Annotated in this window: 18 protein-coding genes, 1 tRNA gene and 3 rRNA genes; 7 read left to right on the top strand and 15 right to left on the bottom strand. The window is 49.4% G+C overall.

Annotation, left to right across the window (positions count from 1 at the left end; genetic code table 11):
* Window positions 1-7: 7 nt before the first annotated feature.
* Window positions 8-1,420 (top strand): nitrogen regulation protein NR(I), encoded by a 1,413-nt coding sequence (gene glnG, locus AC3ISQ_RS21525; protein ID WP_489349810.1) that lies wholly within the window; start codon window positions 8-10, stop codon window positions 1,418-1,420.
* A gap of 34 nt (window positions 1,421-1,454) precedes the next feature.
* Here the strand turns inward: glnG and hemN are convergent, their stop codons facing one another.
* Both hemN and yihI read right to left on the bottom strand, forming a co-directional pair.
* Window positions 1,455-2,828, bottom strand: coding sequence for an oxygen-independent coproporphyrinogen III oxidase (hemN, locus tag AC3ISQ_RS21530; RefSeq protein ID WP_489349812.1), 1,374 nt, complete (start codon window positions 2,826-2,828; stop codon window positions 1,455-1,457).
* Window positions 2,829-3,010: 182 nt separating this feature from the next.
* Window positions 3,011-3,544, bottom strand: a complete 534-nt coding sequence (gene yihI, locus AC3ISQ_RS21535; RefSeq protein ID WP_489349814.1) for a Der GTPase-activating protein YihI — start codon at window positions 3,542-3,544, stop codon at window positions 3,011-3,013.
* A 722-nt stretch (window positions 3,545-4,266) separates the two neighbouring features.
* On the opposite strand from yihI, the gene yihA reads away from it, so the two are divergent.
* Complete coding sequence (gene yihA, locus AC3ISQ_RS21540; RefSeq protein WP_489349816.1) at window positions 4,267-4,917, top strand: ribosome biogenesis GTP-binding protein YihA/YsxC; 651 nt, start codon at window positions 4,267-4,269, stop codon at window positions 4,915-4,917.
* 275 nt (window positions 4,918-5,192) lie between these two features.
* Here the strand turns inward: yihA and spfP are convergent, their stop codons facing one another.
* Window positions 5,193-5,240, bottom strand: coding sequence for a small protein SpfP (gene spfP, locus AC3ISQ_RS21545; RefSeq protein WP_071892919.1), 48 nt, complete (start codon window positions 5,238-5,240; stop codon window positions 5,193-5,195).
* Between the two features lie 189 nt (window positions 5,241-5,429).
* Window positions 5,430-8,222: a DNA polymerase I gene (gene polA, locus AC3ISQ_RS21550; protein ID WP_489349817.1), complete on the bottom strand. Its 2,793-nt coding sequence runs from the start codon at window positions 8,220-8,222 to the stop codon at window positions 5,430-5,432.
* A gap of 487 nt (window positions 8,223-8,709) precedes the next feature.
* On the opposite strand from polA, the gene yihG reads away from it, so the two are divergent.
* Entirely contained in the window at window positions 8,710-9,606 is an 897-nt protein-coding gene (gene yihG, locus AC3ISQ_RS21555) for a 1-acylglycerol-3-phosphate O-acyltransferase, YihG family (RefSeq protein ID WP_489349819.1), read from the top strand.
* Between the two features lie 44 nt (window positions 9,607-9,650).
* Here yihG and dsbA read toward each other — a convergent pair whose 3' ends face one another.
* The 3 genes from dsbA to AC3ISQ_RS21570 form a co-directional block, all read right to left on the bottom strand.
* Entirely contained in the window at window positions 9,651-10,274 is a 624-nt protein-coding gene (gene dsbA / locus AC3ISQ_RS21560) for a thiol:disulfide interchange protein DsbA (protein ID WP_489349821.1), read from the bottom strand.
* 28 nt (window positions 10,275-10,302) lie between these two features.
* Window positions 10,303-11,289 (bottom strand): serine/threonine protein kinase, encoded by a 987-nt coding sequence (locus AC3ISQ_RS21565; protein WP_489349822.1) that lies wholly within the window; start codon window positions 11,287-11,289, stop codon window positions 10,303-10,305.
* An 81-nt stretch (window positions 11,290-11,370) separates the two neighbouring features.
* Window positions 11,371-11,640: a YihD family protein gene (locus AC3ISQ_RS21570; protein ID WP_489349824.1), complete on the bottom strand. Its 270-nt coding sequence runs from the start codon at window positions 11,638-11,640 to the stop codon at window positions 11,371-11,373.
* 151 nt (window positions 11,641-11,791) lie between these two features.
* Between AC3ISQ_RS21570 and mobA the strand changes: the two genes are divergently transcribed.
* A complete protein-coding gene (gene mobA, locus AC3ISQ_RS21575; protein ID WP_489353434.1) occupies window positions 11,792-12,370 on the top strand; it encodes a molybdenum cofactor guanylyltransferase MobA in 579 nt (192 codons plus the stop codon).
* On the top strand, window positions 12,367-12,879 hold the full coding sequence (gene mobB, locus AC3ISQ_RS21580; RefSeq protein ID WP_489349826.1) for a molybdopterin-guanine dinucleotide biosynthesis protein MobB: 513 nt from the start codon (window positions 12,367-12,369) through the stop codon (window positions 12,877-12,879). The genes mobA and mobB overlap by 4 nt, the downstream gene beginning before the upstream one ends.
* Window positions 12,880-12,969: 90 nt before the next feature.
* Here the strand turns inward: mobB and rrf are convergent.
* From rrf to AC3ISQ_RS21600, 4 genes are all read right to left on the bottom strand, one after another.
* A 5S ribosomal RNA gene (gene rrf, locus AC3ISQ_RS21585) occupies window positions 12,970-13,085 on the bottom strand.
* 108 nt (window positions 13,086-13,193) lie between these two features.
* Window positions 13,194-16,103 (bottom strand): 23S ribosomal RNA (locus AC3ISQ_RS21590).
* A 244-nt stretch (window positions 16,104-16,347) separates the two neighbouring features.
* Window positions 16,348-16,423 (bottom strand) — tRNA-Glu (locus tag AC3ISQ_RS21595).
* Window positions 16,424-16,565: 142 nt separating this feature from the next.
* Window positions 16,566-18,107, bottom strand: a 16S ribosomal RNA gene (locus tag AC3ISQ_RS21600).
* Together the 16S, 23S and 5S rRNA genes with 1 tRNA gene alongside form the textbook arrangement of a ribosomal RNA operon.
* Before the next feature lie 476 nt (window positions 18,108-18,583).
* On the opposite strand from AC3ISQ_RS21600, the gene AC3ISQ_RS21605 reads away from it, so the two are divergent.
* Both AC3ISQ_RS21605 and mdtD read left to right on the top strand, forming a co-directional pair.
* Window positions 18,584-19,273, top strand: a complete 690-nt coding sequence (locus AC3ISQ_RS21605; protein ID WP_489353436.1) for a FadR/GntR family transcriptional regulator — start codon at window positions 18,584-18,586, stop codon at window positions 19,271-19,273.
* A 42-nt stretch (window positions 19,274-19,315) separates the two neighbouring features.
* Window positions 19,316-20,725 carry a multidrug transporter subunit MdtD gene (mdtD, locus tag AC3ISQ_RS21610; protein ID WP_489349828.1) on the top strand — a complete coding sequence of 470 codons (1,410 nt, stop codon included), beginning with the start codon at window positions 19,316-19,318 and terminating at the stop codon, window positions 20,723-20,725.
* Here the strand turns inward: mdtD and rbsR are convergent.
* The 4 genes from rbsR to rbsC form a co-directional block, all read right to left on the bottom strand.
* Window positions 20,722-21,723 carry a ribose operon transcriptional repressor RbsR gene (rbsR, locus tag AC3ISQ_RS21615; protein WP_489349829.1) on the bottom strand — a complete coding sequence of 334 codons (1,002 nt, stop codon included), beginning with the start codon at window positions 21,721-21,723 and terminating at the stop codon, window positions 20,722-20,724. The two genes, mdtD and rbsR, sit on opposite strands and share 4 nt — an antisense overlap.
* Window positions 21,724-21,729: 6 nt before the next feature.
* Window positions 21,730-22,656, bottom strand: a complete 927-nt coding sequence (gene rbsK, locus AC3ISQ_RS21620; protein WP_489349831.1) for a ribokinase — start codon at window positions 22,654-22,656, stop codon at window positions 21,730-21,732.
* Window positions 22,657-22,845: 189 nt separating this feature from the next.
* A complete protein-coding gene (gene rbsB, locus AC3ISQ_RS21625; protein ID WP_489349833.1) occupies window positions 22,846-23,733 on the bottom strand; it encodes a ribose ABC transporter substrate-binding protein RbsB in 888 nt (295 codons plus the stop codon).
* Between the two features lie 154 nt (window positions 23,734-23,887).
* Window positions 23,888-24,853 carry a ribose ABC transporter permease gene (gene rbsC / locus AC3ISQ_RS21630; RefSeq protein WP_489349834.1) on the bottom strand — a complete coding sequence of 322 codons (966 nt, stop codon included), beginning with the start codon at window positions 24,851-24,853 and terminating at the stop codon, window positions 23,888-23,890.
* Between the last annotated feature and the right edge of the window lie 3 nt (window positions 24,854-24,856).

The following is a 24,856-nucleotide window of genomic DNA, read 5'->3' on the forward strand; positions in this document are numbered from 1 at the left end:
GTTTTCTATGCAACGAGGGATAGCCTGGATCGTCGATGACGATAGCTCCATCCGCTGGGTGCTTGAACGTGCGCTCACAGGAGCAGGCGTGAGCTGTACCACCTTCGAAAGCGGCCACGAAGTGCTTGAGCAACTCGCAACACAAACTCCCGATGTGTTGCTGTCGGATATCCGCATGCCGGGTATGGACGGCTTAGCGCTGTTGCAAAAGATTAAACAGCGTCACCCGATGCTACCAGTAATTATCATGACTGCGCATTCCGATTTAGATGCCGCAGTCAGCGCCTATCAGCAAGGCGCTTTCGATTATCTGCCCAAGCCGTTTGATATTGATGAAGCCGTCGCGTTGGTTGAACGCGCCATCAGTCACTATCAGGAACAACAGCAACCGGCGCGCAGCCAACCGGCCAACGATCCGGTGGCGGATATTATCGGCGAAGCCCCGGCGATGCAGGATGTATTTCGCATCATCGGCCGCCTGTCACGTTCATCAATCAGTGTTCTGATTAATGGCGAATCTGGTACGGGTAAAGAATTGGTGGCTCATGCGTTGCATCGCCACAGCCCACGCGCCAAATCACCGTTTATCGCGCTGAATATGGCGGCCATTCCCAAAGATCTGATCGAATCAGAGTTGTTTGGTCATGAAAAAGGGGCATTTACCGGCGCGAATCAAATCCGCCAAGGGCGTTTTGAACAAGCCGATGGCGGTACGCTGTTTTTGGATGAAATCGGCGATATGCCGCTGGATGTCCAAACTCGTCTGTTGCGCGTATTGGCCGACGGTCAGTTTTACCGCGTCGGGGGGTATGCGCCGGTGAAAGTGGACGTACGCATTATTGCGGCGACCCACCAAAACCTGGAATTGCGCGTACAAGAGGGAAAATTCCGTGAGGATTTATTCCACCGTTTGAACGTCATCCGCGTGCATCTGCCACCATTACGCGAGCGCCGCGAAGATATCCCGCGTTTAGCGCGTTACTTCTTGCAAATCGCCGCCAAAGAGTTGGGCGTCGAAGCTAAAAATCTGCACCTGGATACGGAAACCGCCCTGACCCGTTTATCTTGGCCGGGTAACGTGCGCCAGTTGGAAAACACTTGCCGTTGGTTAACAGTGATGGCCGCCGGGCAAGAGGTGCTGATTCAGGATCTGCCGAGTGAGTTGTTTGAAACCGTATCGCCAGAAACCAGTAGCCACGGCATGTCAGACAGTTGGGCGACGCTGTTAGCACAGTGGGCCGAGCGTGCGCTACGTTCCGGTCATCAGGATTTGCTGTCAGAAGCCCAGCCGGAAATGGAGCGCACGTTACTCACCACCGCGCTACGTCATACTCAAGGGCACAAGCAGGAAGCCGCCCGTTTACTGGGTTGGGGACGCAATACCCTAACGCGTAAACTGAAAGAATTAGGAATGGAGTAGATGAAGATGGCAGCCCTTTTGCGGCTGCCATTTTTTAGATCACGCGTGAGAATTGCTGCTGACGAGCCTGTTGACGCAGATAAACGTCAAAGCTCATGCAGATATTACGGATCAACAAACGACCGCGAGGTGTGACGCGAATGCCTTGTGAGTCACGCTCCACCAGCCCATCACGTTCAAACGGTGCCAACAGCGTCAAGTCTTCAGCGAAGTAATCAGCAAAATCGATACCGTATTGTTGCTCGATCGGCGCGTAATCCAGTTGGAAATTACAGATCAGCGTCTTAATCACGTCACGACGCAAGCAATCATCTTTACTCAATGCCAATCCACGCCATAGTGCATTGCCGCGCTCAGCCACTTCGCTGTAATACAGCTTCAGCTCTTTCTGGTTTTGCGCGTAGCTGTCGCCCAACATGCTGATAGCAGAAACACCTAAGCCCAACAGATCGCTATCACCTTGCGTGGTGTAACCCTGAAAATTGCGATGCAATTTGCCTTCGCGCTGTGCCACCGCCAGTTCATCGTCCGGGCGAGCAAAGTGATCCATACCAATAAACTGATAACCAGATTTGGTCAGTGAAGCGATGGTCTGTTGCAGAATATCCAGCTTTTGCTGGGCGTTCGGTAGATCCGCATCTTTGATTTTACGTTGAGCAGCAAACAGACTCGGCAAATGCGCATAGTTGAACACGCTCAGGCGATCCGGTGCCAGTTCCGCCACCCGTTGCAAAGTGAAAGCGAAACTCTCTGGCGTTTGCTTCGGCAAGCCGTAGATCAGGTCAATATTGGTCGAGTTGAAACCTAACGTCTTGGCGCGTGCGATCAGGGCAAAGATAAACTCTTCATCCTGCTCGCGGTTGACCAAGCGCTGAACTTCCTTATTGAAGTCCTGAACGCCCATACTCAGGCGGTTGAAACCTTCAGCGCGTAAATGATCGAGTACATTCAGCTCAATTTCACGCGGATCAACTTCGATCGACATTTCAAGTTCTGATTGGAAATCAAAATGCTGACGTAGCATCGCCACTAATCGACTAATTTGTGCTTTATCAAGGTAAGTGGGTGTACCACCGCCCCAATGAAGTTGGCTGACTTTACGCCCGGCAAACAGCGGCGCACGTGCGGCGATCTCCTGTTCCAGCACGTTCAGGTATTCGTCAGCCTTGTGCGTCTGGCGCGTCACTAGCTTGTTACAACCGCAGAAGTAACACAGCTTATGGCAGAAAGGGATATGGACGTACAACGACAGTGGGCGCTCAGAGTAGCGAGCAGCGGCGCGTTGAAACGCCGCGTCGTCATAACTTTGGTTAAATTCCAGCGCCGTCGGATATGAAGTATAACGCGGCCCAGAATAGTTATATTTTTGGATCAGGGCCAAATCCCAGACAATTGCCTGTTCTGACATGCTTGCTCACTCCACTATTTTTTCTTACCGGGCCGGGAAATGGGCAGTTGTTTACGCTGTCTGGCCACGGAAGCGCTGCGAAAGCGCGATTTGCGCTTCGACAGCCGCCATAGTTTAACGAATAACCACAGCAGATAACACGTCAATAGTAGGGCTATTGCTAGGATCGGCCACATGACGAATTAAAATACGTCTTTCGGGTTACCGCCTTTCAGCAGTTTCAGGATGTCTTCTGGTTTTTCTTCATCGTCTTCGTCGTCACCCAGTTCAATACCCAGTTCTTCCATCAAGACATCGATGCGATCCAGAATCTTATCCACATACGCTTGATCTTCTGCGCTCAAAGCTTCGCCATCATCGATACGATCCAACAACGCGTCCAGACGCTCGTCATTTTCCAACTTGGCCAGTTCTTCTTCTGGCGACAAACGTGGTTTAGCTTCAGCTTTGGGTTTAGGTTGCGGTTTGGCCTTGGCTTTACCATCAACCACCAGCGCTACCGGCACTTTGCTGCCGATACGAGGATCTTTCGGCTGTGCATCCGCTTTACTTTTCTGATTGCCTCCGTCCGCCTGCACACGGGAACCGGAAGCATGACCACGGCGTTTTTTCAGACGCTTACGCTCGCGAGCTTCCATATCAAGTTCAACACGGCTTTTCTTTTTGTTTTTTGACGTCGCCGCTTTGCTGCGAGGCGCTTTAGATGGCTGGTTCATGGCATTTGCTCTTGAAAGGTATCAATTCAGTATAGAATTGCGGCGAAATCTAGCAGAAAGCAGACAAAGAAAAAAGGCGGCAGGTTAAACCCGCCGCCTTATTTTCACCTTCAATCGAAGGATATTCCTACTTCGCACTCCATGCGCACATTCAACATCCCGGTTTTTCCATTTGCCTAAAGTGCTTTCCCTGCTAATAACTCTTTCATCCTGAAAGAAAAAATCGTCCTTGCTATTATCCTTATCTTTCCACTCTTCCCGAGTGCGCATCCCGCGAGCATCCCAATGCTAAATTTGCTATCCTAGCCTGCCCGAACGATCCTGTACGGGCGAAATCAATTCCATCGACGGTCATCCTGGTACTCATTGCACATCCCGTGCGTTCCTTGAGATTTATCACCCTTCCCGAATGTTCCTGATTCCTTCGCTTCCTGCGTGCTGCTTAATTTACTCGTTTCTCGGCTGCGCTCAAGGTACCTCACAGCATCTCACAACAAAACTTTCGTTCTTAAAAACCTAACTATTTATTTATAAACAAAAAGAATAATTATCACTTTCGAATAAAGCGAGATTACCCACTGTTCGAATGGCAGATCTCTCACACGGCACATCCCGTTTTCCCTCTCTCATTTTTTCTAAAAGCCGAGAAACCCACCATTTTTACTGCTGATGCAGTTATAATCGCCAGCCAGTAGTAAGCCATCCCCACGGAGACGAAAATTTTGACCACCAAGAAATACAATTATCATGTGACCCATTTCGTCACCAGTGCGCCCGATATTCGCCATCTGCCGGGGGATGAAGGTATTGAAGTGGCCTTTGCTGGCCGCTCCAATGCCGGAAAATCCAGTGCGTTAAACACCCTGACCAACCAGAAAAGCTTGGCGCGTACCAGTAAAACACCCGGCCGTACCCAATTGATCAACCTGTTCGAAGTGACTGAAGGTATCCGTTTGGTCGACTTACCGGGTTATGGTTACGCCGAAGTGCCGGAAGAAATGAAACGCAAATGGCAAAGAGCGCTAGGTGAATACCTGCAAATGCGTAACTGCCTGAAAGGTCTAGTGGTGTTGATGGATATTCGCCATCCGCTGAAAGATCTCGACCAACAGATGATCCAATGGGCTGTTGATGTTGGTACCCCGGTGCTAGTGCTGTTGACCAAAGCCGATAAGCTGGCTTCTGGCGCGCGTAAAGCGCAGCTTAATATGGTGCGTGAAGCCGTATTGCCATTTATGGGGGATATTCAGGTTGAAGCATTCTCTTCACCTAAGAAAATCGGCGTCGATAAATTGAGCCAAAAATTGGATACTTGGTTTAACGAAATCCCACCAGAAGTGCTGCCAGTAGACGACGAGTTTACCGGCGAATAACGTCATACTGGATTTTAATAGCCGATGCCTGTGCGTCGGCTTTTTTATATCCGCAATTCGGCAAATAGCGCAGTTTCGTTACATAATTACAGTTATGACGATAAACCATCAGAAAAAGTTATGACGTAAATGGGGTAAAAATATCAGGAAAAAGTCATGACTGGTGGAAGTGAAAGCTGAATAATCGAGATTTTTGGATAAGAAGAACCTATGACTACCGTTTGTTTTTACAATAAAAAACGCCCCAGTCACTGATGACTGGGGCGGCTAAATATTCAGCCAAATCCGATTACGTGAAGTAAAAGGTCTGAAAGATAGAACATCTTACCTCTGTACCCTACGTCTGTAACTCTACATCATTTTTTCGCAGCGCAAAAGAATTTTTTGTAGTTTACTTACACGTAAAATGGCAAAAAAGCGGCGGTATTGGAGAAACTATCGCCGCTTCATGTAGCTTTATTACCAAAAGTGCTTGGCTTATCGCCAGTTATACTTTTGTGGCTTAATCAGTATTAGTGGGCTTCGTCCCAGTTGGCCCCAACTCCCACATCCACTTTCAGCGGAACCGCCAGTTTCATGCTGCCTTCCATCAATTGACGGATATGTTCGCTGGACTCTTCAATCACCGATTCATGAACCTCAAACACTAGTTCATCGTGTACCTGCATGATCATACGCACCAACGGTTTTTCCTGCCCTTGGAGCCAAGCATCCATTTCAATCATCGCGCGTTTGATAATGTCAGCAGCGGTACCCTGCATCGGGGCGTTAATCGCCGCACGCTCAGCAGCCTTACGACGTATACCATTGCTGGAACGCACATCCGGCAAGTAAAGACGACGACCGTCCAAGGTACTGACGTAGCCCTGTTCTGCAGCCTGTTGGCGAGTACGCTCCATATAATCTAATACGCCCGGATAGCGCTCAAAATACAGATCCATATAGCGTTGTGCTTCGCCACGCGGGATCCCCAATTGACGTGCCAGACCAAAAGCGCTCATGCCATAGATCAGACCAAAGTTAATCGCTTTAGCGCTGCGGCGCTGTTCATTGGTCACTTTATCCAGTGGTAAACCAAATACTTCGGCGGCAGTAGCACGGTGAATATCTTTACCAGCAGCAAATGCGGCTAACAGACCTTCGTCCTGCGACAGATGCGCCATAATGCGCAACTCAATTTGTGAGTAGTCCGCGGCGACAATGCGGTAGCCCTCAGGGGCGATAAACGCCTGACGAATACGACGACCTTCATCATTCCGCACCGGGATGTTTTGCAGGTTAGGATCGCTGGAAGATAAACGCCCAGTGGCAGTGACTGCCTGATGATATGAAGTATGTACTCGCCCACTCGCTGGGTTGATCATCAACGGCAGCTTGTCGGTATACGTGGTTTTCAGTTTTGCCAAACCACGATATTCCAAGATCACTTTCGGTAATGGGTAATCCAAAGCCAGCTCTGCTAACACCTCTTCGTTAGTAGAAGGTGCTCCACCAGGAGTTTTCTTCAGCACTGGTAACTTTTGCTTTTCGTACAAGATCGCCTGCAACTGTTTGGTCGACGCCAAGTTGAACGGCTCTTCCGCCAATTCATGCGCCTGAATTTCCAGTTCGCTTAGTCGTTTAGCCAGTTCCTGTGAGTGAGTCGACAAAATGTTTGGATCGATCAACACCCCGGTGCGTTCGATATGTGACAACACCGGCAACAGCGGCATTTCAATTTCATTGAACACCGTCAGCAGATCTGCGCTTTCTTTCAACTGCGGCCACATCGCTAAATGCAGTTGCAACGTGACATCCGCATCTTCCGATGCATAAGGCCCAGCTTGCTCAAGGGCAATCTGATTGAACGTCAGCTGATTTTTACCTTTACCGGCAATCTCTTCGAAGGTAATGGTTTTATGGCCGAGATAACGATCTGACAGGCTATCCATATCATGGCGACCGCCCACACTGTCCAACACGTAGGACTCCAGCATGGTGTCATACGCAATACCACGTAAATCGATGTTGTAACGTGCCAGCAGGCTCTTATCGAACTTCAGGTTTTGACCAACTTTCAGCGCTTTTTCATCTTCTAGCAGCGGTTTCAATGTCTCGAGTACAAAATTACGATCCAACTGCGCTGGCGCATCAAGATAATCATGGGCAACCGGCAAATACGCGGCTTCGCCTGGAGCAATAGCAAAAGATAAACCGATCAAATTGGCCGTTAGGGTATCCAAACCATCGGTTTCAGTATCAAAAGCAAAGACCTCAGCCTTTTTCAAACGCGCTAACCAATCGGTGAAAGTGCTTTCATCCAGAATAGTGACGTAACCGTCTTGGGACAATGTGGCCTCTGTTGTAGCTTTAGGCTCATCGCTAACGGGCTTGGAGAAGCTCACAGCCTTGCTACCCGTCCCTTTCTTACCTTCTAACCAAACACCAGCCTCCACATCAGTCAGCCAGCGTTTAAATTCATAGCGTTTAAACAACACTTGTAGTTGATCGACGTCCAGCTCAGATACGGCCAATTCAGCAGGTGCCAACTCCAACTCAACGTCGGTTTTGATCGTAGCCAACTGGTAAGAGAGATAAGCGACATCTTTGTTTTGTTCCAACTTGGCGGCCATAGTTTTGGCACCACGGAAGCTCAACGTCGCAATGTTATCCAAATTGGCATACAAAGCATCCAACCCACCAATACCCTGTAACAGCGCCTGAGCGGTTTTCTCACCCACGCCAGGCACGCCTGGGATGTTATCCGAGGAGTCGCCCATCAGTGCTAGGAAGTCGATAATCAGCTCCGGCGGAATACCGTACTTGTCACACACTTCCTGCGGCCCAAGAATCGTGTTATTCATGGTGTTGATCAGCGTGACGTTCTCCGTCACCAACTGCGCCATATCTTTATCACCAGTACTGATCAGCACCGCATGGCCCGCTTTTTCCGCCGCCAACGCCAAGGTACCAATCACATCATCAGCTTCAACGCCCGGAGTCACCAGCAGCGGCAAGCCCATCGCTTTCACCATTTGATGCAAAGGTTCGATCTGCGCACGCAGATCGTCCGGCATAGGCGGACGGTGTGATTTATATTCAGCAAACAGTTCGTCACGGAAGGTTTTACCTTTGGCATCAAACACGACGGCCACATGGCTCGGCGTATACTGGAGCAGCAAGCTACGCAGCATATTCAACACACCATACATCGCCCCCGTCGGTTCCCCGGCGGAGTTAGTCAGTGGTGGGAAAGCATGGTAAGCACGGTAAAGGTATGAGGAACCGTCAACCAGGATTAGGGGATTTTCTGCAATCTGAGCCATAGTGTTTCTTTTTCGTGAGCGAACATAGCCGTAAGAATGCCATAGCTAATCGCCAGAGACGAACCTTAGAGTACATTACGGTTAAAAATGATGTGATTATGCGAGAAGATCCGCAAGATCTTTCCTGTGGATAACTCTGTGTATAGAAAAAATAGCAAATTATAATAATTTGCTTATAGATATAAGCTTAAATAAAATTCCTATTCAAATCACAACGTTGAAAAAACCACATTCACCAATAAGGTATTTATTGGCTTTTATGTGATTTGTGGATATAGCTTGCGCAGGATCTTAATCGCACGATTTATCAAATTCGGTGCCTCAATTACCTTAGCACAAGAATTGAAAGTTGCACGGAACCGCAGTAAATGGCTATCGCCATAACTCAAAAATGGTTACTTTTGGCGGGCGTTTTCTTTTTATCGTTTCTGTTAAAATATTTTTACGCACATTCGCGTAGGTCAACGAAGCTAGTTAACCCATAACCATGCCAAGATTGTTAACCCCTGTTATTTTTATTTTATCTACTTTGCTGACCATTATCGTGACGGTGCTGTGCTCCATTCCCATCACGTTGGCTGGCATCGTTAAACTATTGCTGCCTATTCCTGTCGTTTGGCGAGGTATATCTGCCTTTGCCGACTTTATCATGTGGTGCTGGTGCCAAAGCCTAGCATTGCTGTTACGCATCAATTTTAGCTTACGCTGGGATGTTGAAGGTCTGGAAGGATTAAGTCGTAAGAATTGGTATCTGCTGATCAGTAATCATGAAAGCTGGTCAGATATTGTCGTGCTGTGCGTACTGTTTCGTAATCATATACCCATGAACAAGTATTTCCTCAAGCAGCAGCTCGCTTGGGTACCTTTTGTCGGCCTAGCCTGCTGGGCGTTGGATATGCCATTTATGAAACGTTACTCGCGAGGATATTTGCTTAAACATCCAGAAAAACGCGGGCAGGATATTGAAACAACTCGCCGCTCCTGTGAGAAATTCCGTCAGCGCCCAACGACCATCGTCAATTTCGTCGAAGGCTCACGCTTTACAGAAGCTAAGAAGATCAAAAGCCATTCCCCTTATCGTAATTTATTGGCTCCCAAAGCCGCTGGGATTGCCTTTACCTTAAGTACATTAGGTAACCAGTTCGATAAGGTTTTAAATGTCACATTGCACTATCCAGATAATAATCAACACCCATTTATGGATATGCTATGTGGTCGTTTACGGCGTATCGTAGTTCGCGTTGAAATGTTGCCGATCGATGAAGCCCTACACGGGGACTACTTCAACGATAAACAATTCAAACGCAGCTTCCAGTTATGGCTGAATACGTTATGGCAGGAAAAAGATCGTTTGTTGGATAAACTTAAGCGCCAATACAGTTAAAAAAAAACGCCGGATTAACCGGCGTCTCTTAGACGAATTAACGATTATTTCTTTTCGCTCAAGAATTTCACTACATCAGCAAATTGCTTCGCATAGGTATCTATCGAACGGGTATCTAAGCCATCGTTTTTAACCATGTATTTGCCATTAACAAATACCGCTGGGACGCCACGCAGTTGCAGATCTTCAGCCGCTTTCTCTTGCTGAACCACCAAAGATTTCACTACGAAGCTATTTAATGCGGCATCGTAATCCTTAGCTTCCACACCTGCCTTGATAAACACGTTGCGGATGTCATCTGGTGTTTGCACGGTTTGGGTTTTCTGTACCGCTTCAAACATTAACGGAGTAATCTTGTCTTCCACGCCCAATGCCATCGCGACTGCCCAAGCTTGAGTCAGCTGTTTGCCCAACGGCCCCAAGAACTCAACGTGGTACTTGGTCATTTTGGTGCCTGCTGGCAGCGCTTTCTTTATTGCATCAGAAACGTGATAAGTCATTTCGAACTGATAGCAGTGTGGGCAATAGAAGGAGAAGAACTCCAAGACCTGCGGTTCCCCAGTTACAGGTTTGTCCAAAGTAACGTACTGTGTGCCATCGCTAAATTGTGCAGCTGAGGCGCTGAATGCCATCACCATACCCACCAGTGCCAACCATATCTTTTTCATAAAACCAAACTCTCCATTGTGTTAAAAATCAATACATTGGCATTAGCTGTAGAGGAGGTTCCTGCAACAGCTTAACCTGCTCAGTGAATACCGCAGTCTGAGACAACCAAAAATCAGACTCCGCCATCCACGGAAAACTTTTCGGAAACGCCTGATCTTGCCAACGGCGTGCAACCCATGCCAAATAGTAGACCATCCGCATCGCTCGCAGCGGCTCAATTAACGCCAGCTCACGCTGATCAAACTCGGCAAACTCACTATAGGCTTCCAACAAAATATCCAGTTGCATCAGTTGGTCACGGCGTTCACCGTGCAACAACATCCACAAATCCTGTACTGCAGGCCCATTACGCGCATCATCAAGATCGACAAACAACGGACCATCACGCCACAAAATATTACCGGGGTGGCAGTCGCCATGCAGACGCAATGGTTGCCAATCCATATGCCAGTGTTGTTTAACCGCAGCGATTAACTTATCCGTCGCTTGCAGAAAAACATCGCGTTGAGCCTTGGGAATTAAAGCGCAATGAGCTAAGACTTCGCGTGGTGCAGTCAGATACTCTTCAACGCCCATCGTCGGACGTTCAGCGAACAAACTTTCACTTCCCACCGTGTGAATGCGACCAAGGAAACGCCCAACCCACTCGAGTTGATCAAGATTATCAATCTCGTATTGCCGCCCCCCCACGCTTGGAAATACCGTGAAAAAGAATCCACCATAGGTATGCAACGTATTCCCTTGTAGGTTCAACGGAGCTACCGCCGGGATCTCAGCCTGTGCGAGATCGTTGGCAAACTGATGTTCTTCGGTAATTTGCACCGCACTCCAGCGTTCTGGGCGATAAAACTTCACCACGTAGCGCTTACGATCTTCATCCATAAACTGATAAACGCGGTTTTCATAACTATTCAGCGCCGTCAGCCCGGAATCAACGCGTAGGCCAACCCCTTCTAGGGCATCCAGAATCAAATCAGGGGAAAGGGTTTCAAAATTAAATGCAGAGTTGTTCATAACAACATTCATTTTCACTCAGTGGTCACAAGGTGCCAGAAATGAGAAATAGTAGCACTAGTGCTGCCCACAGCGCGAAAATCAGTCCTTAATCACGCCACGAGCACGTAATAACGCCGTTTTGAAGTCTTCTTCATAGTCTTTCTTCAAACCAGGTATTTGCTCTGTGCCAGCGCTACCACGCATTTTCAGATGATAGATTAAGGTGTCATCACTTAATTCGGACAGTTCACCTTTAAAACCCGCTTCTTGTGCTAGTTTTTGCAAAAACTGAATCAGACTAAGGTCTGGATCCTCCTGCCAAACAGGGTGTAGCAGTTCAATCAACTCATTTACGCGATGTGTTTTCATACCAAATAGCGTCCAGTAAAGTGAAATTACCCACAAAGTAACAGGCTTGGTAACACAGTGAAAGGAACAGCTTGTCAATAAAAGTAAATCCGCATGTTTTATCTGTGTTAGCGCTACAATCAGGCATCAGTTGGATTAGGAAATGATGACTATGCATGCAGAGATTACCGGCATAATTCTAGCCGGGGGGCGAGCCACGCGCATGGGCGGCGAAGATAAAGGGTTGGTTCCACTTGGTAACCAATTGTTATATCAACACGTATTGGCACGGTTACAACCACAGGTCGGTCAGATAGCCATCAGTGCTAATCGTAATCTGTCCCGTTATCAGGAAAGTGGTTTGCCAGTGATTAGCGATCTCACCTCTGATTTTTCAGGCCCATTGGCTGGCATGTTAGCTGGCTTGAAATATGCGTCAACTGAGTGGGTCGTATTCGTTCCTTGCGATGTCCCTGATTTCCCAACGACATTGGTTGAACAACTCTGGCAGCAACGGGGAAATGCTTGCGCCGCTTATGCCAGTGACGGCGAACGCCCTCATCCCACATTAGCCTTATTGCACACCAGGTTGATTCCTCAGCTATCAGATTATCTGGCAATGGGAGAGCGTAAGTTGATGCTGTTCCTAGATGCGGTAGGAGCTCAACAAGTTATCTTCCGTGGGCAACAAGCTGCATTCCATAATCTAAACACCCCAGAAGATTGTCTGAGTTGGCGGGAAAGCCTATGAATCATAAATCACCACCACTATTTGCTATAGCTGCTTATAGCGGCACGGGAAAAACAACTCTGCTCAAACAACTGATCCCATTATTAAAAGATCGTCACATCCGAGTAGGGCTAATTAAGCATACTCATCACGATATGGATGTAGATACCCCGGGAAAAGACAGCTATGAATTACGCAAAGCTGGTGCGGATCAAACGCTAGTCGCAAGTAACCAACGCTGGGCACTAATGACAGAAACACCAGAACAGCAATCATTAGATCTACGCTATCTGGCAAGCCGTTTCGATCAGGACAACGTCGATTTGATCTTAGTCGAAGGTTTTAAGCACGAACCCATCAGTAAAATCATTCTGTATCGTGAGGAAGTAGGTAAGCCACTCAAGGATATGTTGGATGAACATGTGATCGCTATTGCTAGCGATCGACCGTTGAAGGGAGTAGATAATTTACTGGATATCAATCAACCTGCTGCAATCGCTGACTTCATTAGCCTGTGGTTGAAAAAATAACGTTACAGGCGTTTTATCGCCTGTTGTTTTTACTTTTACCTCCAAGCAAAAAGCCCCATGCTTTCGCATGAGGCTTTCAACCAATTTGATGCCTGGCAGTGTCCTACTCTCGCATGGGGAGACCCCACACTACCATCGGCGCTACGGCGTTTCACTTCTGAGTTCGGCATGGGGTCAGGTGGGACCACCGCGCTATCGCCGCCAGGCAAATTCTGTTTCAATCAATCCGCTTCACTTTCGTAAAGCCAATCAATCCAATCTGTAAACTCGCTGAAAATTAAAATCCACTCTCACCAAAACACCTTCGGTGTTGTAAGGTTAAGCCTCACGGTTCATTAGTACTGGTTAGCTCAATGCATCGCTGCACTTACACACCCAGCCTATCAACGTCTTAGTCTTAAACGTTCCTTTAGGTGACTCAAGGTCACAGGGAAGACTCATCTCGAGGCAAGTTTCGCGCTTAGATGCTTTCAGCGCTTATCTCTTCCGCATTTAGCTACCGGGCAATGCCATTGGCATGACAACCCGAACACCAGTGATGCGTTCACTCCGGTCCTCTCGTACTAGGAGCAACCCCTCTCAATCTTCCAACGCCCACGGCAGATAGGGACCGAACTGTCTCACGACGTTCTAAACCCAGCTCGCGTACCACTTTAAATGGCGAACAGCCATACCCTTGGGACCTACTTCAGCCCCAGGATGTGATGAGCCGACATCGAGGTGCCAAACACCGCCGTCGATATGAACTCTTGGGCGGTATCAGCCTGTTATCCCCGGAGTACCTTTTATCCGTTGAGCGATGGCCCTTCCATTCAGAACCACCGGATCACTAAGACCTACTTTCGTACCTGCTCGAGCCGTCACTCTCGCAGTCAAGCTAGCTTATGCCTTTGCACTAACCTCACGATGTCCGACCGTGATTAGCTAACCTTCGTGCTCCTCCGTTACTCTTTGGGAGGAGACCGCCCCAGTCAAACTACCCACCAGACACTGTCCTCAATCCAGATTATGGACCAGAGTTAGAACATCAAACATTAAAGGGTGGTATTTCAAGGTTGGCTCCACGCAGACTGGCGTCCACGCTTCAAAGCCTCCCACCTATCCTACACATCAAGGCTCAATGTTCAGTGTCAAGCTATAGTAAAGGTTCACGGGGTCTTTCCGTCTTGCCGCGGGTACACTGCATCTTCACAGCGAGTTCAATTTCACTGAGTCTCGGGTGGAGACAGCCTGGCCATCATTACGCCATTCGTGCAGGTCGGAACTTACCCGACAAGGAATTTCGCTACCTTAGGACCGTTATAGTTACGGCCGCCGTTTACTGGGGCTTCGATCAAGAGCTTCGCATTGCTGCTAACCCCATCAATTAACCTTCCAGCACCGGGCAGGCGTCACACCGTATACGTCCACTTTCGTGTTTGCACAGTGCTGTGTTTTTATTAAACAGTTGCAGCCAGCTGGTATCTGCGACTGGCTTCAGCTCCGAGAGCAAGTCTCTTCACCTAATGCCAGCGTGCCTTCTCCCGAAGTTACGGCACCATTTTGCCTAGTTCCTTCACCCGAGTTCTCTCAAGCGCCTGAGTATTCTCTACCTGACCACCTGTGTCGGTTTGGGGTACGATTTGATGTTACCTGGAGCTTAGAGGCTTTTCCTGGAAGCTTGGCATCAACTACTTCATCACCGTAGTGACTCGTCATCACGCCTCAGGGTTCGATAAGAGAACGGATTTACCAATTCTCTCCCCCTACACGCTTAAACCGGGACAACCGTCGCCCGGCTAGCCTAGCCTTCTCCGTCCCCCCTTCGCAGTAACACCGAGTACAGGAATATTAACCTGTTTCCCATCGACTACGCTTTTCAGCCTCGCCTTAGGGGTCGACTCACCCTGCCCCGATTAACGTTGGACAGGAACCCTTGGTCTTCCGGCGTGCGGGTTTTTCACCCGCATTATCGTTACTTATGTCAGCATTCGCACTTCTGATACCTCCAGCAGCCCTCACAGACTACCTTCTACGGCTTACAGAACGCTCCCCTACCCAACAACGCCTAAGCGTCGCTGCCGCAGCTTCGGTGCATGGTTTAGCCCCGTTACATCTTCCGCGCAGGCCGACTCGACCAGTGAGCTATTACGCTTTCTTTAAATGATGGCTGCTTCTAAGCCAACATCCTGGCTGTCTATGCCTTCCCACATCGTTTCCCACTTAACCATGACTTTGGGACCTTAGCTGGCGGTCTGGGTTGTTTCCCTCTTCACGACGGACGTTAGCACCCGCCGTGTGTCTCCCGTGATAACATTCTTCGGTATTCGGAGTTTGCATCGGTTTGGTAAGCCGGGATGGCCCCCTAGCCGAAACAGTGCTCTACCCCCGAAGATGAGTTCACGAGGCGCTACCTAAATAGCTTTCGGGGAGAACCAGCTATCTCCCGGTTTGATTGGCCTTTCACCCCCAGCCACAAGTCATCCGCTAATTTTTCAACATTAGTCGGTTCGGTCCTCCAGTTAGTGTTACCCAACCTTCAACCTGCCCATGGCTAGATCACCGGGTTTCGGGTCTATACCTTGCAACTAGACGCCCAGTTAAGACTCGGTTTCCCTACGGCTCCCCTATTCGGTTAACCTTGCTACAAAATATAAGTCGCTGACCCATTATACAAAAGGTACGCAGTCACCCCCATAAAGAAGGCTCCCACTGCTTGTACGTACACGGTTTCAGGTTCTATTTCACTCCCCTCGCCGGGGTTCTTTTCGCCTTTCCCTCACGGTACTGGTTCACTATCGGTCAGTCAGGAGTATTTAGCCTTGGAGGATGGTCCCCCCATATTCAGACAGGATGTCACGTGTCCCGCCCTACTCATCGAACTCACAACTCATGCCTCTTCGTGTACGGGACTATCACCCTTTACTGTGCGACTTTCCAGACGCTTCCACTGAGACACAAACTGATTCAGGTTCTGGGCTCTTCCCCGTTCGCTCGCCGCTACTGGGGGAATCTCGGTTGATTTCTTTTCCTCGGGGTACTTAGATGTTTCAGTTCCCCCGGTTCGCCTCATACGACTATGTATTCATCGTATGATAGTGCAACGTATTGCACTGGGTTTCCCCATTCGGGTATCGTCGGTTATTGCGGTTCATATCACCTTACCGACGCTTATCGCAGATTAGCACGCCCTTCATCGCCTCTGACTGCCTAGGCATCCACCGTGTACGCTTAGTCACTTAACCTCACAACCCGAAGGTGTCTTCTGTCAACAGAGAACACATCGCATTGCTACATTTGAGAGACTCTATGACGGGTTAGTCCTTACCCCAGTACTGCTACGGAGGGATAAGTTTCAGCCGTCATGTTTCAATTTTCAGCTTGTTCCAGATTGTTAAAGAGCAAATATCTCAAACATGACTCCTGTGTATTTCAACAGAATCAGTTTTGAGATACTGAATGATAATGACTTTCACGCATTATCGGAAATGGCGTCCCCAAGGGGATTCGAACCCCTGTTACAGCCGTGAAAGGGCAGTGTCCTAGGCCTCTAGACGATGGGGACACGAAAATCCGATTAATCAAAACTGCTTAATCGGTTCGCATCAGCATGAGTCACAGACTCAGTACATCAACAGGTGCGCATTTGCTCGTTACTTTTCTATCAGACAATCTGTGTGGACACTGCACAGTCAAACATCTTTAGGTAAGGAGGTGATCCAACCGCAGGTTCCCCTACGGTTACCTTGTTACGACTTCACCCCAGTCATGAATCACAAAGTGGTAAGCGCCCTCCCGAAGGTTAAGCTACCTACTTCTTTTGCAACCCACTCCCATGGTGTGACGGGCGGTGTGTACAAGGCCCGGGAACGTATTCACCGTAGCATTCTGATCTACGATTACTAGCGATTCCGACTTCATGGAGTCGAGTTGCAGACTCCAATCCGGACTACGACGTACTTTATGAGGTCCGCTTACTCTCGCAAGTTCGCTTCTCTTTGTATACGCCATTGTAGCACGTGTGTAGCCCTACTCGTAAGGGCCATGATGACTTGACGTCATCCCCACCTTCCTCCAGTTTATCACTGGCAGTCTCCTTTGAGTTCCCGGCCGAACCGCTGGCAACAAAGGATAAGGGTTGCGCTCGTTGCGGGACTTAACCCAACATTTCACAACACGAGCTGACGACAGCCATGCAGCACCTGTCTCACAGTTTCCGAAGACACAGCTCTATCTCTAAAGCCTTCTGTGGATGTCAAGAGTAGGTAAGGTTCTTCGCGTTGCATCGAATTAAACCACATGCTCCACCGCTTGTGCGGGCCCCCGTCAATTCATTTGAGTTTTAACCTTGCGGCCGTACTCCCCAGGCGGTCGATTTAACGCGTTAGCTCCGGAAGCCACGCCTCAAGGGCACAACCTCCAAATCGACATCGTTTACAGCGTGGACTACCAGGGTATCTAATCCTGTTTGCTCCCCACGCTTTCGCACCTGAGCGTCAGTCTTTGTCCAGGGGGCCGCCTTCGCCACCGGTATTCCTCCAGATCTCTACGCATTTCACCGCTACACCTGGAATTCTACCCCCCTCTACAAGACTCTAGCTTGCCAGTTTCAAATGCAGTTCCCACGTTAAGCGCGGGGATTTCACATCTGACTTAACAAACCGCCTGCGTGCGCTTTACGCCCAGTAATTCCGATTAACGCTTGCACCCTCCGTATTACCGCGGCTGCTGGCACGGAGTTAGCCGGTGCTTCTTCTGCGAGTAACGTCAATGCTGAATGCTATTAACATCCAACCCTTCCTCCTCGCTGAAAGTGCTTTACAACCCTAAGGCCTTCTTCACACACGCGGCATGGCTGCATCAGGCTTGCGCCCATTGTGCAATATTCCCCACTGCTGCCTCCCGTAGGAGTCTGGACCGTGTCTCAGTTCCAGTGTGGCTGGTCATCCTCTCAGACCAGCTAGGGATCGTCGCCTAGGTGAGCCATTACCTCACCTACTAGCTAATCCCATCTGGGCACATCCGATGGTGTGAGGCCCTAAGGTCCCCCACTTTGGTCCGTAGACGTTATGCGGTATTAGCTACCGTTTCCAGTAGTTATCCCCCTCCATCGGGCAGTTTCCCAGACATTACTCACCCGTCCGCCGCTCGTCACCCGAAGAGCAAGCTCTTCTGTGCTACCGCTCGACTTGCATGTGTTAGGCCTGCCGCCAGCGTTCAATCTGAGCCATGATCAAACTCTTCAATTAAAAGCTTGATTTGCTTCAACTCGTGAAGCGATGCTCAAAGGTTACTGTATGAATTTTACTTCATGTGTCACTCTTCAAGACTTGATATTTTGTTGATGCTCGAAAGCATCTGGATATCATCTTGTGAGTGCCCACACAGATTGTCTGATAAATTGTTAAAGAGCAGTGCCGAGCAAAGTCATCGGCGCGGGCTGCGAATACTACGCTTTTCACCCGCAGAGTCAAGCATTTGTTTCGCTGGACTCTCACTTACCGAGCGGCGTGGAAGCCGTTGTTCCCGGTCAGTGGAGGCGCATTATAGGGAGTTCTCCGAAGGCCGCAACCCCTAATTGCAAAAAAGTTTTCAACCGTAGTTTTTTTCAACAAACTGCTGCGCAACTCAGCGTTTTCGTCACTTTTTCCTGCAAACAACCACGAAAGCATCCTGTCAGTAGAGTAAAATGAACAATATCGATGTAGCTACGGAACCTGCCGCTATGCAATTTAATGCCCAACAACAGGCCGCTCAGCGGAACCTTTCTTACTTATTGGCGGAAAAACTTGGCCAACAAATTTTGGCAGGCGTGTATCTAGCGGGAAGTATCTTGCCCGGCGAGATGGAGTTAGGGGAACAATTTGGCGTCAGCCGCACCGCGGTACGTGAGGCGGTGAAAATGTTGGCAGCCAAAGGCATGTTACTCCCACGCCCACGCATTGGAACGCGTGTTATGCCGCAAAGTCAGTGGAACTTTCTCGATCAGGATTTACTCACCTGGTGGATGACACGAGAAAACTTTGATCAGGTAATGCAACACTTCCTGATTTTACGGACTTCATTAGAACCACAAGCTTGCTCACTCGCCGCCATTAATGCCAACCAACAACAAAAAGAACAACTGGCTACTTTGATGGCAGAAATGAGAGCGTTACATATCGATTTCGATCGCGAACATTGGATTCAAATAGACTCTCAGTTCCACCAGCTCATTTATGAAGCCAGTTGTAACCCCTTTCTGAGTTCATTCGCCAACCTATTTAACTCAGTTTATCAAAGCTATTTTCGCGCTATTACCGAGAATGAAGTGATTAAGTTGGAACATCATCAGGCCATCGTTGATACCATTTTGGCTGGCGATAGTGCCGGGGCTCTAGCAGCCTGCCAGCTTCTGTTAAAAGAGAAAGAGTAGACTTATATATAAAGGAACGATATCACTACATCGGGATCACTAATGACCAAATCAGCACGCAGCATGGCGGGGCTACCTTGGATCGCCGCAATGGCGTTCTTTATGCAGGCACTGGATGCCACTATCCTTAATACCGCATTACCGGCGATTGCCCATAGTTTAGGGCACTCACCGCTGGCAATGCAGTCGGCGGTAATCAGCTATACCCTGACGGTAGCCATGCTTATCCCGGTCAGCGGTTGGCTAGCAGATCGTTTTGGCACCCGCCGAGTGTTTATTGTGGCAGTTTCACTATTCAGCTTCGGCTCCCTACTCTGTGCGCTTTCTCCCTCGCTAAGTTTTTTAGTGGCATCACGAATCATTCAGGGGGTTGGCGGTGCGATGATGATGCCGGTGGCACGTTTGGCTCTGTTACGCGCTTACCCACGTAGTGAATTGTTACCAGTGCTGAATTTCGTCACCATGCCAGGATTAGTGGGGCCGATTATGGGTCCACTGCTCGGCGGTTGGCTGGTGACTTACGCCACTTGGCATTGGATTTTTCTGATCAACATTCCTATCGGTTTGCTTGGCATCTTCTATGCCCGCAAATATATGCCGGATTTCACCACACCCAAGCGCCGATTCGATTTTCTCGGTTTTATGCTTTTCGGCCTGAGTCTGGTACTGATTTCTACCTGTTTGGAACTGTTTGGCGAACAAGTTTTGGCGAGTTACATCTCATTAGGCGTTTTACTTAGCGGTTTTGTGGTGCTGTATGGCTATATCCAGCACGCCCGTCGTCACACACAACCCTTGATTGGTTTGGATTTATTCAAGACTCGTACTTTTTCGGTAGGCATCGCGGGTAACGTGGCTTCGCGTCTCGGCACTGGTTGCGTGCCGTTCCTGATGCCGTTGATGTTGCAAGTTGGCTTTGGTTATTCGGCCATTGTTGCGGGTTGTATGATGGCTCCCACCGCTGTTGGTTCATTGATGGCGAAATCCACCGTCACTCAGGTACTACGCTGGTTCGGTTATCGTAAGACATTGGTCGGCATAACCATGATCATTGGTTTGCTGATCGCACAGTTCTCGCTGCAGAGCCCGGGTATGCCACTGTGGTTGATGATTTTGCCGCTGTTTGTGTTGGGGATGGCGATGTCGACCCAATTTACGGCGATGAACACCATCAGTCTGGCTGATTTGAATGATGGCAATGCCAGTTCAGGCAATAGCGTATTAGCGGTAACTCAGCAACTTTCCATCAGTTTTGGTATCGCGGTCAGTGCGGCGGTGTTGCGATTTTATGAGTCACTATCACTTGGCAGCATGGTCGATAACTTCCACTACACCTTTATTACCATGGGGATAGTAACCGTGGTTTCTGCCTTGGTGTTCTTGCTACTGAGAAGAAGGGATGGGCACAACCTGATTACTGGTAAAGAAAAACCAGCCAAAGCGGAAAGTTAACGGCGCCCCACTGAAGCCCGCTCCACCAGCTCAGGGGTTAAAACTAACACTTGAGCCTCACGTTCTGGGTTTTGCAGGCGGTTGATCAACGCGTCGATCGCCAGTTCACCCAACGAATCCTTTGGTTGATGGATGGTACTCAGTGGTGGAGCCAGATATTTCGCCAGTTCGATATCGTCGTAGCCCATCACCGCGATATCTTGTGGTACGGAAAGCCCAGCTTGATACAGCGCCTGATAAACACCAACCGCAACAGCATCATTACCGGCAAACACCGCATGTGGCGGTTCTGCTAGCTCCAGCAGTTGTTTCATCGCCTGAACACCACCGTCAAATTCAAAATCACAATGCACTTCATAGCCCGGCAAAATAGCCAGCCCAGCGCGTTGCATCGCGCGGCGGTAACCTTCCAGACGATTGCGCGCCGTCGTTTTATCCTGCGGGCCCGCAATACAAGCGATCTGACGATAGCCACGAGCAATCAGATAATCCGTCGCCATCTCACCGCCCAGCAGCGAGTTATCCTGAATGATGTCATTAGCACCTTCGAATGGTGCCCAATCCATCATCACAATCGGCAATGAGGGATAGCGGCTTAGTGCATTCTGAGACGGGCGATGATTTTCGGTACACATCAACAACAAACCGTCGACACGCTTTTGCAGCAAGGTTTCCATGCTGCGATTCATACGTGCCTCGTCTTCTTCGGTATTACATAAGATCAAGCTATAGCCACGTTCATAACAACTGCGCTCTACGCCACGAACCACTTCGGCATAAAACGGGTTGTTGCTGGAAGTGACCAACATGCCGATAGTGCGTGTTTCTTTTACCTTGAGGCTACGAGCCAATGCGGAGGGGGCGTAGTTAAGCTGTTCGATGGCCGCCATTATCTTGTTGCGCACGCTATCGCTGACAAAGCGATTATTGTTGATTACGTGCGAAACCGTCGAGGTCGAGACACCCGCTAAGCGGGCGACATCTTTCATGGTGGCCAAAAAGAATTACCTCTGTTGAGCTAAAAAGGCGTCGATTTCTTCACGCCAAGGAACTGAAGGCTGCGCGCCAGGACGAGTCACCGCAATGGCAGCGGCGGCATGAGCAAAGCGTACCGCATCATTCATCGGTTTACCTTCCAGCAACGCGGTAACTAATGCGCCGTTGAACGTATCGCCAGCGGCAATAGTATCGACCGCTTTCACCTTAAAGCCCGGAATCAATCTACCGTTGCCATTCTCACTCAGCCACACACCACGACTACCCAAGGTGATAATCACCGTAGCGATGCCTTTAGCATGTAAAACTTTGGCGGCACGATCGGCGTCTTGATCGTTGTTCACCGCAATCCCCGTCAAACGCTGCGCTTCAGTTTCATTAGGGGTGATCATGTCGATCATCGCCAACAGGTAGTCCGGTAACTCACGGGCAGGTGCTGGATTAAGAATGACTTGTGTTTGGTGTTGTTTCGCTAATTTAGCGGCAGAAATCACGGTTTCCAACGGTGATTCGAGCTGCATTAACAATGCATCGGCATCAATCACTGTTTGTTGATAACGAGCCAGATAATCGGGCGTTACCGCAGCGTTGGCACCGGCATCAATACCAATAACGTTTTCACCTTCACCATTAACAAAAATCAACGCAACGCCAGTGGTATGATCGGTAGCGGATTCAATTGGTTGAATATCGATGCGATCGGACATCAATTGCTGGCGGATACGCTCACCAATGTCATCGCTTCCGACGCAGGCAATAAACGCAATATTGGCACCACTGCGCCCAGCAGCGACCGCTTGGTTAGCACCTTTGCCACCAAAAGCCACTTTATACTGCTTCCCGATCACCGTTTCGCCTGGGTGGGGGAACTGTTCGATATTAAGGATATGGTCAGCATTAATACTGCCCAAAACCACCAGCTTACCTGTTGCCATGACATTGATTCCTACTTTGTGCGCCATCGTATACCCAATAGATTTCAAGATGCAGGAAGGCGGCAACTGAACGAATCCCCAAGAGCTTACGCCAGTAAGTGACTGGGGTGAGCGAGGGTAGCCAACACACCTGCAACTTGAAAGATGACGGGTATAAACGCCCCGTTCCGATGGCGCGATTATAACGACTTACTTAGTAACCAGTTTCAATTCAACCGGAATGGTTGCTGGCACTTTTTCGCCTTTCAGCACTTTATCTGCGGTTTCCACGCCAATCACACCGATCTGATCTGGACGCTGTGCCACAGTCGCTGCCAGTTTACCGCCTTCTACCGCTTTCACGCCGTCAGCCGTGCCATCGAAACCAACGACGACAACGTCCGTTTTACCGGCAGTCTGCAAGGCTCGCAGTGCGCCCAATGCCATTTCATCGTTTTGAGCAAACACCGCCTGCACATCTGGATGCGCAGTCAGCAGGTTTTGCATCACGTTCAGGCCTTTAGTACGGTCGAAATCAGCGGGTTGGCTAGCCAACAGCTTGAATTTGTTCTGATCGAGAGATTGTTTGAAACCTTCTCCACGCTCACGCGCCGCAGAAGTTCCGGCGATACCTTCCAACTGGATCACTTTGGCATCAGCACCCACTTTCTTGGCGATGAAATCACCGGCCATTTTGCCGCCAGCGCGGTTATCGGAAGCGATGTGGCTGACCACATCACCTTTAGAGGCTACACGGTCGAGAGTAATCACCGGGATTTTGGCTTGGTTAGCCATTTTGATAGCGTTACCCACAGCATCAGAATCCGTTGGGTTAATCAGCAACAACTTCGGTTGTTGCACCATCAGATCCTGCACGTTTGCCAGCTCTTTCGCCGGGTTGTTCTGAGAATCCAACACCACCAGCTTGTAACCCAATTTTTGGGCTTCTTTCTGCGCACCGTCTTTCATCGAAACGAAGAACGGGTTGTTCAAGGTCGAAACCACCAGCGCGATAGTGTCCTGCGCCAGCGCATTGGCGCTGAGGGTTGCAGAGAGTGCGATAGCTGAAGCCAGTGTTGCCAGTTTTTTCATCTTCATGGTCGTGATTCCTGTAGGGGAGGTTAACCGCTATTTAGTAGGCGTTATTGTCGCAGGCAGTTTGGGTGCGGCCAGCGCGGAGTGCCCCGGAGCGGACACGTAGTACGCGAGGAGGCCGAGCACTGCCCAAACCCAAAATGACAAGTAAAATAGCCTACTGCTTTTTGTTGTCTACCAGAACCGCCAGCAATATAACCACTGCTTTTACGATCATTTGGTAGTAGGAAGAAACACCCAGTAAATTCAAACCGTTGTTCAAGAAGCCGAGGATCAGCGCACCGATTAACGTACCTACGATGCGCCCTTTGCCCCCGGCCAAACTGGTACCGCCCAGTACAACAGCGGCGATAGCATCCAGTTCATAACCCGTACCTGCCGTCGGCTGTGCAGAAGACAGACGGGCAACTTCAATCACCCCTGCCAATGCTGCCAGCAGACCACAGAGTGAATAAACGATAATTTTAACTTTATCAACGCTGATACCCGACAGTCGGGTCGCCGACTCATTACCACCCAGCGCGTAAATATAACGTCCTAAGCGGGTATGGTGCAGCATGTACCAAGCCGCGATAAACACGACAGCCATAATCCAGATTGGCGTTGGCACCCCCAACGGGCGACCAATACCGAACCAGCCAAAAGCATCGGCCACATCGGTGAAACCGGTATTCACTGGACTACCGTTGGTGTACACCATCGTCACACCGCGCAGCAGCAACATCATGACCAAGGTGGCGATAAACGCTTGCACCTTACCTTTAGCGACAATCACTCCGGTACAAGCACCAACGGCAGCGCCTAACGCCAGTGCTGCCGCGACGGCAACCACCGCATTAACCTCGAAACCGACGATCGAAGCCGCCACCGCACCGGTTAGCGCCAACAGAGAACCAACCGACAAATCGATGCCGGAAGTGAGGATCACCAGCGTCATCCCTACCGCCATAATGGCGTTAACCGAGGTTTGCTGGAGAATGTTGAACAAGTTGTTAACGGTGAAGAAGTTCGGGCTCATTGAAGAAACCACCGCGATCAACACCAGCAGCGCAATCAGCGATTTCTGCTCTAACAGCCACTCTTTACTGAACCAGCGCTTGGCTGCGATAGTTTGGGAACTCATATC

The organism is Serratia sp. KH_031, assembly GCF_057839655.1.

What these genes read in the sequence shown, in the direction of transcription:
- dsbA (WP_489349821.1), bottom strand. Translation starts at nt 10,274, where the DNA reads ATGAAAAAGATATGGTTGGCACTGGTGGGTATGGTGATGGCATTCAGC.
- mobB (WP_489349826.1), top strand. Translation starts at nt 12,367, where the DNA reads ATGAATCATAAATCACCACCACTATTTGCTATAGCTGCTTATAGCGGC.
- glnG (WP_489349810.1), top strand. Translation starts at nt 8, where the DNA reads ATGCAACGAGGGATAGCCTGGATCGTCGATGACGATAGCTCCATCCGC.
- polA (WP_489349817.1), bottom strand. Translation starts at nt 8,222, where the DNA reads ATGGCTCAGATTGCAGAAAATCCCCTAATCCTGGTTGACGGTTCCTCA.
- mobA (WP_489353434.1), top strand. Translation starts at nt 11,792, where the DNA reads ATGCATGCAGAGATTACCGGCATAATTCTAGCCGGGGGGCGAGCCACG.
- rbsB (WP_489349833.1), bottom strand. Translation starts at nt 23,733, where the DNA reads ATGAAGATGAAAAAACTGGCAACACTGGCTTCAGCTATCGCACTCTCT.
- hemN (WP_489349812.1), bottom strand. Translation starts at nt 2,828, where the DNA reads ATGTCAGAACAGGCAATTGTCTGGGATTTGGCCCTGATCCAAAAATAT.
- mdtD (WP_489349828.1), top strand. Translation starts at nt 19,316, where the DNA reads ATGACCAAATCAGCACGCAGCATGGCGGGGCTACCTTGGATCGCCGCA.
- yihI (WP_489349814.1), bottom strand. Translation starts at nt 3,544, where the DNA reads ATGAACCAGCCATCTAAAGCGCCTCGCAGCAAAGCGGCGACGTCAAAA.
- rbsC (WP_489349834.1), bottom strand. Translation starts at nt 24,853, where the DNA reads ATGAGTTCCCAAACTATCGCAGCCAAGCGCTGGTTCAGTAAAGAGTGG.
- AC3ISQ_RS21605 (WP_489353436.1), top strand. Translation starts at nt 18,584, where the DNA reads ATGCAATTTAATGCCCAACAACAGGCCGCTCAGCGGAACCTTTCTTAC.
- AC3ISQ_RS21565 (WP_489349822.1), bottom strand. Translation starts at nt 11,289, where the DNA reads ATGAACAACTCTGCATTTAATTTTGAAACCCTTTCCCCTGATTTGATT.
- rbsK (WP_489349831.1), bottom strand. Translation starts at nt 22,656, where the DNA reads ATGGCAACAGGTAAGCTGGTGGTTTTGGGCAGTATTAATGCTGACCAT.
- AC3ISQ_RS21570 (WP_489349824.1), bottom strand. Translation starts at nt 11,640, where the DNA reads ATGAAAACACATCGCGTAAATGAGTTGATTGAACTGCTACACCCTGTT.
- yihG (WP_489349819.1), top strand. Translation starts at nt 8,710, where the DNA reads ATGCCAAGATTGTTAACCCCTGTTATTTTTATTTTATCTACTTTGCTG.